This is a genomic window from Mangrovibacter plantisponsor, from assembly GCF_003182475.1.
Classification (GTDB): Bacteria; Pseudomonadota; Gammaproteobacteria; order Enterobacterales; family Enterobacteriaceae; genus Mangrovibacter; species Mangrovibacter plantisponsor.
This window is the reverse complement of record NZ_QGTS01000013.1, coordinates 23,484-38,754: the sequence shown is the minus strand read 5'-3', so window position 1 is coordinate 38,754 and position 15,271 is coordinate 23,484. Positions and strand designations below refer to the sequence as shown.

Below are 15,271 nucleotides of genomic sequence, written 5' to 3'. Positions count from 1 at the left end.
TCACAGCTCGAAAGGCTTTGCTTTTTATCATTGATTGCTGTTTTCAAGCGCTTCAGATAGCGCCAGCTTAACCGGTTCAACAGCGAAAGTTAGCCCTTTTTCACCGTCATCTGCCACAACATAGCGTAACGCTCCTTCGGTTTGAGCGTAATAGCTTTTGTTTTTCCCGGCAGACAGCAATTTAGTGAGCAGATCTGCACTTTGCTGTGCCGAATAGTTAGGGTTGAAATGATTGATTAACGCTTTCATCCAGGCCAGCGCTTTTGCCCGCGCGTTCGCCTGTTCTGGCCCCTGAATCGGTAACCAGGTTATCTGGATGCTTTTGATTTTGAGCGTTGCCCGCTCAAGCGCTGCCGATGCATAGAGATTCTCATTAATTTTTGTTGCAGCACGCAGTAATAAAACTTTCGGGTCGTTGACCTCAATGGCACGAAATTCATTGAGTTGTAATGTGGGGTTTTCGTGATTGAAACGTTCTCGGAAATCGGAAATCGAGATATCGAACACCGGCGCACCGGGTAGCAGGTACGCAGCGACAGGCGCTTTGGTTTCTCCTTGTTCCGCTTTGCCGTAGGCCGCACAAGTCAATAATGTGAGTGCTGCAAGCGCGGTTAACAAGTATTTCATTCATTCTCACTCCCCTGAGATTGGTGAAACGATTAAAACGATATCCTGTGCGCTTGTCAAAAACAGCTCCACCCAGGGTAAACTATCCGCATTATGATAAGCAGGGTACATTTATGACCATACAGCTTTGGTTGTTTTCTTTTCGGGGGCGTATTGGCCGCCGTGATTTCTGGGTCTGGATTGTTGCGTGGGCAGTGGCTATGTCGCTGCTGTTTACACTTGCCGGTAATCAAATGCTCAACACACAAACCGCGGCATTTATTCTGGTTTGCCTGCTGTGGCCGACTTCAGCCGTTGTAGTGAAGCGGTTGCATGACCGTGGCAAATCGGGGGCCTGGGCGTTTTTAATGATTCTTGCCTGGATGTTGCTGGCGGGGAACTGGAGTGTGCTGGGCGGCATTTGGGTTTGGGCCGTCGGGCGCTTTATACCCACTCTGATTATGGTGATGATGCTCCTCGACCTGGGCGCGTTTTTAGGCACCCAGGGAGAAAATAAATACGGTAAAACAACGCAGGAAGTTAAATACCGTTAATTACCAATAATGTTCCGCCGTCATGTGCCCCGGGCGGCGGCGCAAGTGTTTTGCCATACCACGGGTTTCTTTAAGCAGTGCCTGTGTGTCTCTAACCATGTCCGGGTTGCCACACAACATCACATGGCTGGTGGTGGGGTCCAGAGCCAGCCCTGTCGCAGCTTCTAATGCGCCACTTTCTATCAATGCAGGTATCCGCCCGGTGAGTGCCCCCGTGGTGGTCTCCCGGCTGACTACGGTTTGAATGCGCAGCTTGTCGCCCAGCTGTTGCTGGAGCGAGAGCATTAATGGCAGGTAACTTAAGTCAGCGGCATGGCGTACGGCATGAACCAGGACGATATGTTCGAAGCGTTCGAGGTCATCACCTTGCTGCAGTATAGATAAATAGGGCCCGACAGCCGTACCTGTTGCCAGCATCCAGAGCGTCTGGCAATCAGGAACTTCATCCAGCACAAAAAAGCCCGCAGCGGATGCGGTAACTTGTACCGGATCGCCAGGTTTCAGGGCGCTCAGGTGTGGGCTTAGTTTACCGCCCGGAACGGTCACCAGATAAAACTCAAGATTTGGGTTAGCTGGTGCATTGACATAAGAATACGCTCGCTGGACGCGCTCACCGTCAATTTCCAGGCTTAGTTTGGCAAATTGCCCGGCGGTGAAAGGCGCGACAGGGGCGTTGAGTGTCAGGCTGAACAGTGTCTCTGTCCAGTGATTGATGTTGATAACGTTGCCGGTAACCCAGTCAGCCATAATGCACTCCTGTGATGATGTTTAATTAATCTTCGCCAGGTCTGCGTAACATTTCCAGCCCAAAAGGGCTGGAAAGCTCAAGAAGACAAACGGTTACACAATATACACCTGTACACCCGAATCTTTGCGATCGAGGTAGTGAATGGACTGGATACGGCGAATTGTGCGTGATTTACCACGAATAAGCAGGGTTTCTGTCGTCGCCATATTTCCTTTACGGGAAATACCATCGAGTAAGTCACCTTTGGTAATGCCGGTTGCCGAGAAAATCACGTTATCACTTTTGGCCATTTCGCTGAGTGCCAGCACTTTGCCAGCTTCAATGCCCATTTCCTGGCAACGTTGTAATTCTTTTTCGCCCAGTGAGCGGTTTTCAGGGGTATCGCCTTTCACATGATGGCGGGCGACTAACCGGCCCTGCATATCACCATCCAGAGCACGAATGACAGCTGCAGACACCACACCTTCTGGTGCACCGCCAATACCATACAGGACATCAACCTCGCTATCCGGCATGCATGTCAGAATAGAGGCTGCCACATCACCATCAGGAATGGCGAAAACGCGCACTCCCAGCTTTTGCATTTCCTCAATGGCTTTCTCATGGCGGGGTTTTGCCAGGATAGTGACGGTGAGTTCACTCAATGGTTTTGCCATTGCATAAGCGATATTGCGCAGGTTTTCGCTGAGTGGCAGGTTGAGGTCGATAGCACCTTTGGCATCCGGGCCCACTATCAGTTTTTCCATATACATATCGGGTGCATTCAGAAAACAGTCTTTATCGCCAACTGCCAGTACAGCCAGTGCATTGGCCTGGCCCATCGCAGTCATTCTGGTGCCTTCAATGGGGTCAACAGCTATATCCACTGCGTCGCCTTTACCGGTCCCCACTTTTTCACCGATATACAGCATAGGGGCTTCATCAATTTCCCCTTCGCCAATAACAATTTGCCCGTCAATATCGACCTGATTGAGCATGATGCGCATGGCATTCACCGCCGCGCCGTCTGCGGCATTTTTATCTCCCCGCCCAAGCCACTTATAGCCAGCAAGTGCTGCAGCTTCAGTTACACGGGAAAATTCGATAGCAAGTTCTCGTTTCATAGCAAATCCACAACGGAAGAATTGCGACGGAGTGTAGCACAGTGGGGAAAGAGGGGGGTAAAACCCCTTTGCTTTGCAGGGGGATGATTAAAATGAAAAAGCCACATCAGATGTGGCTTTTAAATATTTTATCAGTCAGTTACATCTCTTCATGCTCTTCCCAGGCGAGAGCGCGTTTAACCGCTTTTTTCCAGCCTGCATAGCGGTAATTCCGTTCGGTAGTTTCAATACCCGGGCGGAATTCTTTCTCAATAACCGCTTTTTCTTTCAGCTCATCCAGATTTTGCCAGTAGCCCACCGCCAGGCCCGCCAGGTATGCGGCACCCAGCGCTGTGACTTCCCGGACCTCAGGGCGCTCAACCGGGGTACCCAAAATATCCGACTGGAATTGCATCAGGAAGTTGTTGGCGACAGCCCCACCATCAACCCGCAGAGCGTGGAGCCGTACACCGGCATCGGCCTGCATGGCTTCAAGTACGTCGCGTGTCTGGTAAGCAATAGATTCCAGGGTGGCACGAATGATGTGGTTGGCATTGACACCGCGAGTCAAACCGAAGATTGCACCACGTGCATAAGGGTCCCAGTAAGGGGCGCCGAGCCCGGTAAATGCTGGTACAACATACACGCCGTTGGTGTCTTTGACTTTAGTGGCAAAGTATTCAGAGTCCGTTGCATCACTGATGAGTTTCATTTCATCCCGCAACCACTGAATTGATGCCCCACCCATAAAGACCGCCCCTTCCAGCGCGTAATTCACTTCGCCAGTTGGTCCGCAGGCAATGGTGGTGAGCAACCCATGGCTGGAGGTGACGGCCTGCTTGCCTGTGTTCATCAGCATAAAGCAGCCAGTGCCATAGGTGTTTTTCGCCATCCCTTCTTTTACACACAACTGCCCAAACAAGGCAGCCTGCTGGTCACCTGCAATCCCGGCAATAGGAATACGTGTCCCGCCTTTCCCCCCAATGTTGGTTTGGCCATAGACTTCAGAGGATTTACGTACTTGCGGCAACATTTCCCGAGGAATATCCAGTGCTTCCAGCATGCGGTCGTCCCATTCCAGCGTGTGGATGTTGAACAGCATGGTACGGGAGGCGTTGGTATAATCGGTGACATGCACCCGGCCCTGAGTCATTTTCCAGATAAGCCAGGTATCAACGGTACCGAATAATAACTCCCCACGACGGGCGCGTTCCCGCGAGCCTTCAACGTGGTCGAGGATCCATTTCACTTTGGTGCCGGAGAAATAGGGGTCGATGACCAGGCCTGTCGTGTGGCGCACATATTCTTCCATGCCATCGCGCTTAAGTTGTTCGCAAATTTCAGCGGTACGGCGGCACTGCCAGACAATAGCATTGTAAATAGGTTTGCCGGTTTCGCGTTCCCAGACAATAGCCGTTTCACGCTGGTTGGTAATCCCTATCGCGGCTACCTGGTCTGAACGAATGTCTGCTTTGGCAAGCACTTCCACCAGAGTGGAACTTTGTGATGCCCAGATCTCCATCGGGTCGTGTTCAACCCAACCCGCTTTGGGGTAGATTTGCTGAAACTCGCGTTGGGAGACACTGACGATGTTTGCATCGTGATCCATTACCACGGCCCGGGAACTGGTGGTGCCCTGGTCCAGTGCGACGATGTATTTTTTCTCTGTGGTCATAAATGTGTGTCCTTAAGTCGAATTACAGCGAGGCTTTTTGTTGCGCCACCGCAGGCGATGATGAATTTGATGTTTCTACAACAGGTTTTTTACCAGGTAAATGGTGGGCGATTAATTTCTGGTAGCCAAATGCTCCCAGAATGGCACCAGCCACAGGGCCAAAAGCCGGAACAAGGAAGTAAGGGATGTTACGCCCGCCAGTGAAGGCGATGTCTCCCCAGCCAGCCAGCCAGGCGAATGTCTTCGGGCCAAGGTCACGTGCCGGGTTCATGGCAAATCCGGTTAATGGCCCCATCGACGCACCAATAACCGCAATGAGCAGGCCAATTAACAGCGGTGCGAGCGGGCCGCGCGGGATCCCGTTACCATCATCGGTCAGTGCCATAATGACGCCCATAAGAATGGCGGTAATTACCATCTCAACAGCAAAAGCCTGGTAGAAGTTGATATGGGGATTTGGGTAAGTAGAGAAAATACCTGCCAGTTGCAGGCTTTCTGGTGTTCCGCGAACAATATGGTGAGTTAGCTCGTAATCAATAAACAGGTTGTAATAAAGCCCGTAAACCAGAGCTGCGGCGCAGAAGGCACCGAGAAACTGTGAGCAGATGAAGGGCACAACTTTTCGCCCTTCGAAGTTCGCAAACAGCCACAATGCAAGAGTGACTGCCGGGTTGAGGTGTGCGCCGGATACGCCTGCGGTCAGATAGATGGCCATAGCCACCCCCAAACCCCAGATGATACTGATTTCCCACTGGCCAAATGTTGCGCCTGCGACAACTAAAGCGGCAACACAGCCAACACCGAAGAAAATCAACAACCCGGTACCAATAAATTCGGCGATGCACTGACCTTTTAAGGTTGAAGTTTGACTCATAATCGGGTCCTGAAGGTAAATTAATGATTATTGTTTGTACGGGTAAGCCAATAACCCGCCATGTCGTGTAGACATACTGTTAATTTATCGTTAACGAGCAAAAACGAGAAATATCGAAAGTGATTTTTGTGTGCGTCGTCAAGAAAATGAGCGTTTTCGCGCTGCGCAGACCAGACTGTTGAGCTGGATAATTATCGGGCGTGATAAGAAATACCTCATTTTTTTAACGGATATATTAACAATTGGGCTGAACAGTGGCGTGTGAGGTTCAGCAAATGCTGAAAAGTGTTGCAATCCGCAAACAGCCCGGTATCTCGCTGGACAGGGGCTGTCAGGCTTCTTACAATCGAAGTCTTGCGTGATGTAACGTATATCATTAAGGCGTCGCCGAAGCGGGACAGGATAGTCATCCATCAGCGCCTTTGTAATTCAGGAGAGGTATGACAATGTCATTTGAAGTGTTTGAAAAACTGGAAGCCAAAGTACAACAGGCTATTGATACCATCACGCTGTTGCAGATGGAAATCGAAGAGCTGAAAGAAAAGAACAACAACCTGGCGCAGGAAGTACAGCTTGCACAGGAAAACCGCGGAGCGCTGGAGCAGGAAAATAACCAACTGAAAGAGCAGCAGGGTGTCTGGCAAGAGCGTTTACAGGCACTGTTGGGAAAAATGGAAGAGGTTTAATTTCCCCAGGCGAGGCCTTTTGGGCGCAGTGATGTCTGCGCCCAATAGTACGCCTATTCGATATCCAGAGGTTCTTCAGAAAGAATAATGCCAGTGTTATCTGCGTAGAGGTGGTCGCCTGAAAAGAACGTTACACCACCAAAGTTGACCCGGATATCACTCTCGCCGGTACCTTCTCCCGCGGCACCCACAGGAATCGCGGCAATAGCCTGAATACCAATATCCATTTCTTCCAGATCATCCACCTGGCGTACAGCACCGTATATAACAATGCCTTCCCATTCGTTTTGCATAGCCAGGCGAGCCAGATCGGCGTCGAACAGTGCACGACGTACTGAGCCACCGCCATCCACAACCAGGATACGCCCACGGCCATTTTCTTCGAGAAGCTCATACAGCAACCCGTTGTCCTCGAAACATTTTACTGTGATGACCTGTCCACCAAAGGAGTGACGCCCACCGAAGTTAGAAAACAACGGTTCGACGACATTAACATCTTCGTGGTAGATATCGCACAACTCTGAAGTATCGTATTTCATAGGATTAACACTTAGTTGCCGCTGGTAGTTTTCAGTATATCGCTTAATGTCTGGCGATGTCCTGCTGTAATGAGTAATTTTCAGCCTGTTGCGTATTGTCCTTAAAAAACCGCAGGATGCGTTGATGTGGGTCAGTTATCCGCCCCATTGGCTGATGATGATGCCTGCAATGAACAAGATATTGGTCAGCAAGGCTGCTTTCACTGTTTTTTCAAGCATTGGGCGTATTGCTACCGGGTTGGTTTCCCGCAGAATATAACGGCACTGGCGCAGCAGTAATGGAGCCGAGAGCACAAACAACCATCCCCATACTTGCTTCAGCCAAAATAAATTAAACAAGGCAAAGCATAACAGAGCACCGATAAGCAACATGACATGGTAACGGCGGGCGTTATACGGCCCAAGGCGCACAGCGAGCGTGTTTTTACCATTCTCCCTGTCGCTGTCTAAATCTCGCAGGTTATTGATATTCAGTACCGCTGTTGCTAACAACCCGGTTGCAGTCGCAGGAATGAAGATAGAAACTGCCAGTTGGTGAGTTTGTAAATACCAGGCTCCCACAACACTCAGCCAGCCAAAGAAAATCAGTACTGATATGTCACCAAGGCCCATGTAACCATAAGGTTTATTGCCAACGGTATAGGTAATCGCGGCGATAATAGCCAGCACGCCCAGCAAGAGAAAACCAAACAAGTCAGACAGGGTATGGCAGGCGACCAGCACCAGGGCCAGGCCAGACAGGCAGGTTAGTGTAACGGTGATAATCAGGGCAACTTTCATTTGAGGCACACTGATCAGGCCTTTTTGCATACCCCGCAATGGCCCTATACGGCCTGGCTTATCACTGCCTTTAAGTGCATCGCCATAATCATTGGCTAAATTTGAAAGAATTTGTAATAACCCGGCGGTTAACAAAGCCAGCGCCGCAACAAGCGGATCAAAAGTATGTTGCCACCAGGCCAGAACGCTCCCCACAACAATAGAAATAAACGCCAGGGGCAGTGTACGAGGACGCAGGCTTTCAAACCACGCGCGGGCAACACTCACAGGTTGGGCATCAGTCATGTTTTATCGCCAACAATAAAAATGGGGGCGCGATGCCCCCATTGAAATGAACAGGATTAGGCTCGGAACCGAATTGTACACGGTACATGGCCTAACCTGAAAGAGTGTTACCCATTGGTGTCGTGATACCCGCGGGTGCCAGGTGATTACAGAATAAACCGGCTCAGGTCTTCGTCTGCCACCAGTTCATCAAGGTGCTTGCTGACATAGGCGGCATCAATAGTGATGGTTTCACCACCAATCTCGCTGGCATCAAACGAAATATCTTCCATCAGGCGTTCCAGCACAGTGTGCAAACGGCGGGCACCAATGTTTTCAGTGGTTTCATTGACCTGCCATGCAGCCTGAGCAATGCGGCGAATACCGTCGTCAGTGAAGGCAATATCAACCCCTTCGGTTGCCATCAGCGCTTTGTACTGTACAGTGACGGACGCGTTCGGTTCTGTCAGGATCCGCTCAAAATCCTCAGTGGTCAGTGCCTGCAACTCTACGCGAATAGGCAAGCGGCCTTGCAGTTCTGGAATAAGGTCTGACGGGCTGGCAACCTGGAATGCACCAGAAGCAATAAACAGAATATGGTCTGTTTTCACCATCCCATGCTTCGTGGATACCGTACAACCTTCAACCAGAGGCAGCAAATCGCGTTGTACGCCTTCGCGGGACACATCCGGCCCAGAAGCATTACCACGCTTACAAATCTTATCGATCTCATCGATAAACACGATGCCATGCTGCTCAACGGCATCAATTGCGTCCTGCTTCAGTTCTTCCGGATTCACCAGTTTTGCGGCTTCTTCTTCCACCAGGAGCTTCATCGCATCTTTGATTTTCAGCTTACGCGGCTTTTGTTTCTGCCCACCCAGATTCTGGAACATGGACTGAAGCTGGCTGGTCATTTCTTCCATACCTGGAGGAGCCATGATTTCAACACCCATAGGTGCGGCCGCAAGGTTGATTTCTATTTCTTTATCGTCCAACTGGCCTTCACGCAGTTTCTTGCGAAACGCCTGGCGCGCAGCAGAGGGTTCCTGGGGAGCTTCAGACTGGCCCCAGTTATTTTTTGCCGGTGGGATCAGCGCATCCAGAACCCGTTCTTCTGCCATTTCTTCTGCACGATAACGGTTTTTTTCAATGGACTGCATACGAACCATTTTCACGGCGGCATCGGTCAGATCGCGGATAATGGAATCTACTTCCTTACCAACATAGCCCACTTCGGTGAATTTGGTTGCTTCCACTTTGATGAACGGCGCATTAGCCAGTTTTGCCAGGCGGCGGGCTATTTCAGTTTTACCGACACCTGTTGGCCCGATCATCAGGATATTTTTTGGTGTCACTTCATGGCGCAGCTCTTCATCAAGCTGCATACGGCGCCAGCGGTTACGCAGCGCAATAGCGACAGAACGTTTTGCTGCGTCCTGACCAATAATGTGTTTGTCGAGTTCGCTGACAATTTCGCGTGGGGTCATTTCAGACATGGGCAGTCCTTAAACTTTTGACGGTAATTCTTCAATGGTCTGGAAACTGTTGGTGTAAATACAGATATCACCTGCAATACCCAACGCTTTTTCGACAATATCGCGTGCGCCTAACTCTGTGTTTTCCAGTAATGCACGAGCAGCGGCCTGGGCATAAGGGCCACCAGAACCAATCGCAATCAGGTCATTTTCGGGCTGGATAACGTCGCCATTGCCACTAATGATGAGTGAGGCATTTTCATCCGCTACAGCCAGTAGCGCTTCCAGGCGGCGCAGCATACGGTCAGTACGCCAGTCTTTGGCCAGTTCAACCGCGGCTTTGACCAGGTGACCCTGGTGCATTTCCAGTTTGCGTTCGAACAGTTCAAACAAGGTAAAGGCATCTGCTGTTCCGCCAGCAAAACCCGCAATGACTTTGTCATTGTAGAGGCGACGTACTTTTTTGACGTTACCTTTCATTACGGTATTGCCCAGCGTGGCCTGACCATCGCCACCGATTACTACATGGCCGTTGCGGCGTACACTTACTATTGTTGTCACGAGCAGACCCCTTGTGGATAGCTGAATGAGGGTATTCCGGGCCGGGTTTGCCTGTACTATTTGCTGCCAGTACTACAGCTCACCAAAAAATGCCCGGAAGAGAATGAAATTATAGATGGGGGGAAAATTGGGGGTTTCAACCCCCGGATGCGATACGGATGCAGTTTGTGTGGCCGGAAATCTTCAACCTGCTGATAGTAGAGTCAGCATTATCTTTCCCTTTCAACGGGCCAATGACTACCCGGTTCCAGCCATTATTCACGGTAATATGTGAAGAAAAACCTTCAAATGCTAACTGCGCACGCACAGTTTCGGCCTGGTCTGACCCGCGGAATGAGCCACATTGTATCATCCAGCGACGCTCATCTTTTTTCTCTGCAGTTTTGGCCGGTTCCTGTACCTGTGTGACAGGCGCAGGCTGTTCGGTTCGGGTTGCAGTGGTACTCCGCGTCTGTTCCCTTTGGGATGTATGCGCAGGCGTTTGCATCAGGTCTTCATAAGGTGAGGCTGATGTGGGTGCCCGCACAGGGGAAGAGTGCGAATAAGTTTGTGTATTACGCGTTGTTGAAGGCTGAGACTGAGTCGCCGCCGCGCGGGATGACGCACCCGAAGGCTGTGCCTGTTGTTGTGCCGCGGCGGCCTGGCGTTGACGCTGCAATGTTTGCTGGCGTTGTTCTGGCGTTTGTTCATTCCAGGGCACTTCACTCAGTTGTGTAGGCTGCTGGCGCATATCTGCCTGCATTTGCTCCAGTAACTGGCGTTGCTCATTGGTTAGCTGATCAGCATTCTTAATTTCCCCTCCTGAAGAGGGTTCTGTAGGCGTGCGGATGCCTGGCTGGCGATTTTCCAACTCTTTAATATAGCGCCACCGTTCTTCGGGCTTCGGCGGCAGACCATTGCCAGGAATGCTTTGCCCGCTTCGCGCCTCGCTTTCTTCTTTTTTATGATGGGTAATAAAGTAAAGCCCGCCAACAAAAGCCACCAGAACAGCAGCCGCAACGGCAACCATCACTGGAGAGAGTGCAGACCCCTGAGCCTGCTTTTTGCGGGAATTTCCTTTTTTCCGCCGTGCCGGCGTCGATTGCCCACGACGTACGTAATCTCGTTGTGCCACTATCGTTTCGCTGTGAATATCGTATTTATCAGTCCGCCATGTTACTTAAGGGGCGGGAGTTTGACCAGATTAAGGATTCCGAAAGCGTTAAATCCCTGTTTTTGCCGGACCAGTCGATTCCCTGATGACCAGATCGCAGTCAAGCAAACGGGAGCCCGGGCTGATGGTGTTCCCATTCAACTGTTCCAGAAGCAGCAGCATCGCTTCCTCGCCAATCTTGAAGCGGGGCTGCGCCATGGTGGTGAGTGGCGGGTCGCAAAAGCGTGATAATGCAATATCGTCGAAACCCATAATAGACAGGTCCTGTGGTACGCGCAGGCCGTGGCGTTTTGCCCATGAAAGTGCACCCAGCGCCATGACATCACTGTGGCAAAATATGGCGGTGGGCGGAACAGGCAGGCGTTGCAATTGCTCAAGCGCACTCGCGCCGGCTTCATAGCTAAAATCGCCGCGTACAATATAGTTTGAGTCTACCGTGATGCCATTGCGCCTCAGGGCCTGAATATACCCTTGCAAGCGGTAGTGTGAGAGCGGCATCTCTTCGGGGCCGGCAATACAGGCAATATGAGTATGACCTTGCTGTAACAACCAGGCGACAGCATTAAAAGCCGCAGTCAGGTTGTCGATGTGAACTGTTGGTAGTTCCAGCTCAGGTGCGAATTCGTTCGCCATCACCATTGGCGGCAGGTTGCGTTGCTCTTCGCGGCTGGCATCGAAAGGCAGTTGGGAGCCGAGCAGTAGCATGCCATCGATTTGTTTACTGATGATGAGGTCAATAAAGTTTTTTTCTTGCTGGTTTTGGTGGGCGCAGTCGCCAATTAACACCAGGTAGCCATGCTGTGCCGCAGTGGTTTCGATACCGCGCAGAATTTCACTGAAAAAGGGATCGCAAATATCCGGCACAATGACCAGCAGGGTGCGGGAGTCGTTGCGTTTGGCACTGCGGTTCAGAGCATGCGGCAGATAGCCCAGCTCAATAGCGGCCTGTTCAACCCGAGTGCGTGTTGCCTGCGAAACTTTCTCGGGGTTCATTAATGCGCGAGAGACTGTTGCTGTGGACACTTCTGCTTTTTCTGCCACATCTTTCATCGTGGGGGCCACGACTTTTTTGTTCGCCTTCAACGTGCTCTCCTCGTCCGAAACCGCAAATGATGCATTTTATCTGATGCTGTTCACATTTTTATCAGATAATCGCAGCAAGTTGTTACAACTCTTTCATTTGAAGTGTGATCTGTGTTGTTTTTCAGAGCATCCTCGCATTCTTCTGGCGAATTATCCTTCAATCGGATCGACGTCCAGCATCCATTTTACTTTTTTCGCCCCAGGCAGGGTGTTAACCAGAACCAGTGCAGTTGCCAATACTTGTTGAAGACGGGCGCGTGAAGGGTGTTGCAGCAAGAGTTGCCAGCGGAATCGACCACCACGTTTGGGTTGCAGAGCCGGAACCGGGCCGAGCAACCACAGTTGTTGGTCTGCCGCCGGGCTCGCCTGAAGCAGGTTGCGCAATTGCTGTAAGAAGACCGGAGCATGCTGGTTGTTGTGGTCTTCAGCGCGAATAAGCACATGGCTGCTCCAGGGGGGCAACATGACTTTTTGCCGCTCAGCCAGCGCCTGGCTGGCAAATGCGTCATAACCTTTTGCGAGCAAAATTTGTAGTAAGGGATGGTCGGGATGGTGAGTTTGTAAAATAACTTCGCCTTGTTTGCCAGCCCGCCCGGCTCGCCCTGATACCTGAGTGTACAGTTGAGCGAAGCGCTCTGCGGCGCGGAAATCAGCTGAAAATAATGCACCATCGACATCCAGCAAGGCGACCAGGGTGACATCGGGAAAGTGGTGCCCTTTAGCCAGCATTTGGGTACCAATCAGGATCCTCTTCCCTCCACGGTGAACCGCCTCAAGGTGTTTTTCCAGTGCGCCTTTACGGCTGGTTGTGTCACGGTCAATACGGGAAATGGGTACTGAAGGAAAAAATGGGGCAAGGCTTTCTTCCAGTTGTTCTGTACCCGTGCCGACGGGTACCAGGTGGGTTGAACCACACCCCGGGCATTGGTGAGGAATCGGCCTCTGGCTGTCGCAATGGTGGCAGCGCAGGTGCCGCTGACGTTGATGAACGGTGTAATAGTGATCACACCGCTGGCATTCAGCAATCCAGCCACAATCATGGCACAGCAAAGCCGGTGCATATCCGCGCCGGTTCAGGAATAAAATCACCTGGTTATCCGCTTCAAGGTGCTGGCGCATGCGGTTAATCAGTGCCGGAGATAAACCAGCCTGAAGTGACTGGCCTTTCAGATCCAGAACGTGTTGCATTGCCGGGCGAGCATTTCCTGCCCGCCGGGTCAGTTTAAGTTGGCGATATTTGCGTTGCTGGACGTTATACAGCGTTTCCAGCGAAGGCGTGGCAGACCCAAGCACAATGGGAATGTCTTCACTGTGAGCACGCCACACGGCAAGATCACGGGCGTGGTAACGCCAACCTTCCTGTTGCTTATAGGAGCTGTCATGCTCTTCATCAATAACGATAACGCCCAGGTTGCGAAATGGGGTAAACAACGCTGAACGCGTACCAATCACAATCGCGGAGTCACCCCGGCTGGCTTTGATCCACGTGGCTAACCGCTCACTGTCATTCAGCCCTGAATGCAGCACATCTACCGGAGCATTAAATCGTTCGCGAAAACGGGCGATGGTTTGTGGTGTAAGCCCAATCTCTGGCACCAGTACCAGCGCCTGTTTACCTCGTGCCAACACGTTTTCCAGCACGCTCAGGTAGACTTCTGTCTTCCCGGAGCCGGTTATACCCGCCAGTAGCCAGGCAGTAAAATGGTCATCGTCACCGTGAATTGCCCCAACCGCCATTGCCTGCTCGGTATTCAACCGCAGGCGCTCCTGAGCAAGTGTGAATGTGTTTTGCCATGGCGAACTTGCTGGCTCTTCCTGGCGAATGTCACACAGCCCTTTACGGCGCAATGACTGGAGAGCGGAATCGTTCAGGTCAAGTTCTGTCGTTTGTTGGCGCAGCACCGGGCCCTGGCGAAGAGCCGCCAGCGCTTGCTGTTGCTTTGGCGCACGTTTTAACCCATTCAGGTCCGTTGCCATGCCTTGTTCGGTAGCAAACCAGTAACTTTGCGGCGACAACAGAGCAGGTTTACCCTGGCGTAATGGAATGGGTAAGGCGTGGAACAGCACTTCACCAATCGGGTGGTGGTAGTAGTTAGCGGCCCACTGGAGTAAACGCCATAAAGATGCTGAGTAAAGCGGTGCGCTGTCCAGTGCTTCTTGCACAGTTTTCAGGTCTGCCAGAGGGAGTTCGCTGGAGTCATCAATACTGACCACAATACCTGTGCGTTTTTGCGTTCCGAAAGGCACGGTGACTCGGCAGCCTGCTATCAGCACCATATTTTCAGGTACGGCATAGTCAAAAGTGCGGTTTAGCGGAACGGGCAAAGCAACGTGGGCAACGGGCATCAGCGCTTCCAAAGCAAAAAAAGGCAGCCTAGTGTACACTGTGGCTGCGGTTGTGTGCGGATCAGTTTGCATACCCTGGTTAATTTCTGTATGATTCGCCGCCTTTGATGTGCAATTTCGCACTCAAAAACATTACTATCAACTTCGCGTGGTGTCTGGCGTTAGGGCTGGAAGAGCGACGCGGCCTTAGACCTGAGGTTTTCCATGAAAAAAGATATTCACCCGAATTATGTAGAAATTACTGCAACTTGTTCTTGCGGTAACGTCATCAAAACCCATTCTACCGTGGGTCACGACCTGAACCTGGACGTATGTGGTAAATGCCACCCGTTCTTCACTGGTAAACAACGTGTTGTTGATACCGGCGGTCGTGTTGAACGTTTCAACAAACGTTTCAGCATTCCGGGCAGCAAGTAAGATTTTGCCAGCCACAAAAAAGGCGCCGAGAGGCGCCTTTTTTGCATCTGTTATCTGATGATAACGCTGCACCGGATTAATATTCCCATGTATCCGGGTCTATTCCCAGCTCACGCATAATTACTTTTGCATGTTCCGGAATTTCATCACTTCGCTCTTTACGCAGGTCATCGTCGTCTGGTAACGGCTGCCCGGTAAATGCGTGGAGAAATGCTTCACACAGCAATTCACTGTTCGTTGCGTGGCGCAGGTTATTTACCTGGCGACGAGTACGTTCGTCAGTGAGGATCTTTAACACTTTCAGAGGAATGGAAACCGTAATTTTCTTTACTTGTTCACTCTTCTTACCGTGCTCAGCGTATGGGCTGATATATTCGCCGCTCCATTCAGCCATGAGATACCTTTAGTCCTCTCAGTCATTAAAA

At 51.2% G+C, this 15,271-nt stretch carries 16 protein-coding genes; 3 read left to right on the top strand and 13 right to left on the bottom strand.

Going from position 1 to position 15,271, the window contains the following annotated elements; translation table 11 throughout:
* Positions 1-27: 27 nt before the first annotated feature.
* Positions 28-627 (bottom strand): DUF1454 family protein, encoded by a 600-nt coding sequence (locus DES37_RS19245; RefSeq protein WP_036115816.1) that lies wholly within the window; start codon positions 625-627, stop codon positions 28-30.
* Positions 628-740: 113 nt separating this feature from the next.
* Here DES37_RS19245 and DES37_RS19240 point away from each other — a divergent pair, with 113 nt between their 5' ends.
* The gene (locus DES37_RS19240; RefSeq protein ID WP_036115819.1) at positions 741-1,160 is read left to right on the top strand and encodes a DUF805 domain-containing protein; all 420 of its coding nucleotides are present in this window, start codon (positions 741-743) and stop codon (positions 1,158-1,160) included.
* On the opposite strand, the gene fpr is transcribed toward DES37_RS19240, so the two are convergent.
* The 4 genes from fpr to DES37_RS19220 form a co-directional block, all read right to left on the bottom strand.
* A complete protein-coding gene (gene fpr / locus DES37_RS19235; protein WP_110027363.1) occupies positions 1,161-1,907 on the bottom strand; it encodes a ferredoxin--NADP(+) reductase in 747 nt (248 codons plus the stop codon).
* Between the two features lie 93 nt (positions 1,908-2,000).
* Positions 2,001-3,011 carry a class II fructose-bisphosphatase gene (gene glpX, locus DES37_RS19230; RefSeq protein WP_036115823.1) on the bottom strand — a complete coding sequence of 337 codons (1,011 nt, stop codon included), beginning with the start codon at positions 3,009-3,011 and terminating at the stop codon, positions 2,001-2,003.
* Positions 3,012-3,150: 139 nt separating this feature from the next.
* On the bottom strand, positions 3,151-4,665 hold the full coding sequence (gene glpK / locus DES37_RS19225) for a glycerol kinase GlpK (RefSeq protein ID WP_036115827.1): 1,515 nt from the start codon (positions 4,663-4,665) through the stop codon (positions 3,151-3,153).
* Positions 4,666-4,687: 22 nt separating this feature from the next.
* Positions 4,688-5,539, bottom strand: a complete 852-nt coding sequence (locus DES37_RS19220; RefSeq protein WP_036115832.1) for an MIP/aquaporin family protein — start codon at positions 5,537-5,539, stop codon at positions 4,688-4,690.
* Between the two features lie 440 nt (positions 5,540-5,979).
* On the opposite strand from DES37_RS19220, the gene zapB reads away from it, so the two are divergent.
* Positions 5,980-6,225, top strand: a complete 246-nt coding sequence (zapB, locus tag DES37_RS19215) for a septal ring assembly protein ZapB (RefSeq protein ID WP_110027361.1) — start codon at positions 5,980-5,982, stop codon at positions 6,223-6,225.
* A 53-nt stretch (positions 6,226-6,278) separates the two neighbouring features.
* On the opposite strand, the gene rraA is transcribed toward zapB, so the two are convergent.
* From rraA to priA, 7 genes are all read right to left on the bottom strand, one after another.
* On the bottom strand, positions 6,279-6,764 hold the full coding sequence (gene rraA, locus DES37_RS19210) for a ribonuclease E activity regulator RraA (protein ID WP_110027359.1): 486 nt from the start codon (positions 6,762-6,764) through the stop codon (positions 6,279-6,281).
* Positions 6,765-6,899: 135 nt separating this feature from the next.
* Positions 6,900-7,829: a 1,4-dihydroxy-2-naphthoate polyprenyltransferase gene (menA, locus tag DES37_RS19205; RefSeq protein ID WP_036115838.1), complete on the bottom strand. Its 930-nt coding sequence runs from the start codon at positions 7,827-7,829 to the stop codon at positions 6,900-6,902.
* A gap of 146 nt (positions 7,830-7,975) precedes the next feature.
* Positions 7,976-9,307 (bottom strand): ATP-dependent protease ATPase subunit HslU, encoded by a 1,332-nt coding sequence (gene hslU / locus DES37_RS19200; protein WP_110027358.1) that lies wholly within the window; start codon positions 9,305-9,307, stop codon positions 7,976-7,978.
* A gap of 9 nt (positions 9,308-9,316) precedes the next feature.
* Entirely contained in the window at positions 9,317-9,847 is a 531-nt protein-coding gene (hslV, locus tag DES37_RS19195) for an ATP-dependent protease subunit HslV (RefSeq protein WP_036115842.1), read from the bottom strand.
* 136 nt (positions 9,848-9,983) lie between these two features.
* Positions 9,984-10,961 carry a cell division protein FtsN gene (gene ftsN, locus DES37_RS19190; protein WP_110027356.1) on the bottom strand — a complete coding sequence of 326 codons (978 nt, stop codon included), beginning with the start codon at positions 10,959-10,961 and terminating at the stop codon, positions 9,984-9,986.
* 87 nt (positions 10,962-11,048) lie between these two features.
* The gene (gene cytR / locus DES37_RS19185) at positions 11,049-12,083 is read right to left on the bottom strand and encodes a DNA-binding transcriptional regulator CytR (protein WP_036115848.1); all 1,035 of its coding nucleotides are present in this window, start codon (positions 12,081-12,083) and stop codon (positions 11,049-11,051) included.
* A 150-nt stretch (positions 12,084-12,233) separates the two neighbouring features.
* Positions 12,234-14,429, bottom strand: a complete 2,196-nt coding sequence (gene priA / locus DES37_RS19180; RefSeq protein WP_110027450.1) for a primosomal protein N' — start codon at positions 14,427-14,429, stop codon at positions 12,234-12,236.
* Between the two features lie 204 nt (positions 14,430-14,633).
* On the opposite strand from priA, the gene rpmE reads away from it, so the two are divergent.
* Positions 14,634-14,846 carry a 50S ribosomal protein L31 gene (gene rpmE / locus DES37_RS19175; RefSeq protein ID WP_036115851.1) on the top strand — a complete coding sequence of 71 codons (213 nt, stop codon included), beginning with the start codon at positions 14,634-14,636 and terminating at the stop codon, positions 14,844-14,846.
* Between the two features lie 76 nt (positions 14,847-14,922).
* On the opposite strand, the gene metJ is transcribed toward rpmE, so the two are convergent.
* Positions 14,923-15,240 (bottom strand): met regulon transcriptional regulator MetJ, encoded by a 318-nt coding sequence (gene metJ / locus DES37_RS19170; RefSeq protein ID WP_036115853.1) that lies wholly within the window; start codon positions 15,238-15,240, stop codon positions 14,923-14,925.
* Between the last annotated feature and the right edge of the window lie 31 nt (positions 15,241-15,271).

Coding starts and splice junctions, on each gene's coding strand:
- DES37_RS19245 (WP_036115816.1), bottom strand. CDS start 627: ATGAAATACTTGTTAACCGCGCTTGCAGCACTCACATTATTGACTTGT.
- DES37_RS19240 (WP_036115819.1), top strand. CDS start 741: ATGACCATACAGCTTTGGTTGTTTTCTTTTCGGGGGCGTATTGGCCGC.
- fpr (WP_110027363.1), bottom strand. CDS start 1,907: ATGGCTGACTGGGTTACCGGCAACGTTATCAACATCAATCACTGGACA.
- glpX (WP_036115823.1), bottom strand. CDS start 3,011: ATGAAACGAGAACTTGCTATCGAATTTTCCCGTGTAACTGAAGCTGCA.
- glpK (WP_036115827.1), bottom strand. CDS start 4,665: ATGACCACAGAGAAAAAATACATCGTCGCACTGGACCAGGGCACCACC.
- DES37_RS19220 (WP_036115832.1), bottom strand. CDS start 5,539: ATGAGTCAAACTTCAACCTTAAAAGGTCAGTGCATCGCCGAATTTATT.
- zapB (WP_110027361.1), top strand. CDS start 5,980: ATGACAATGTCATTTGAAGTGTTTGAAAAACTGGAAGCCAAAGTACAA.
- rraA (WP_110027359.1), bottom strand. CDS start 6,764: ATGAAATACGATACTTCAGAGTTGTGCGATATCTACCACGAAGATGTT.
- menA (WP_036115838.1), bottom strand. CDS start 7,829: ATGACTGATGCCCAACCTGTGAGTGTTGCCCGCGCGTGGTTTGAAAGC.
- hslU (WP_110027358.1), bottom strand. CDS start 9,307: ATGTCTGAAATGACCCCACGCGAAATTGTCAGCGAACTCGACAAACAC.
- priA (WP_110027450.1), bottom strand. CDS start 14,429: ATGCCCGTTGCCCACGTTGCTTTGCCCGTTCCGCTAAACCGCACTTTT.
- rpmE (WP_036115851.1), top strand. CDS start 14,634: ATGAAAAAAGATATTCACCCGAATTATGTAGAAATTACTGCAACTTGT.
- metJ (WP_036115853.1), bottom strand. CDS start 15,240: ATGGCTGAATGGAGCGGCGAATATATCAGCCCATACGCTGAGCACGGT.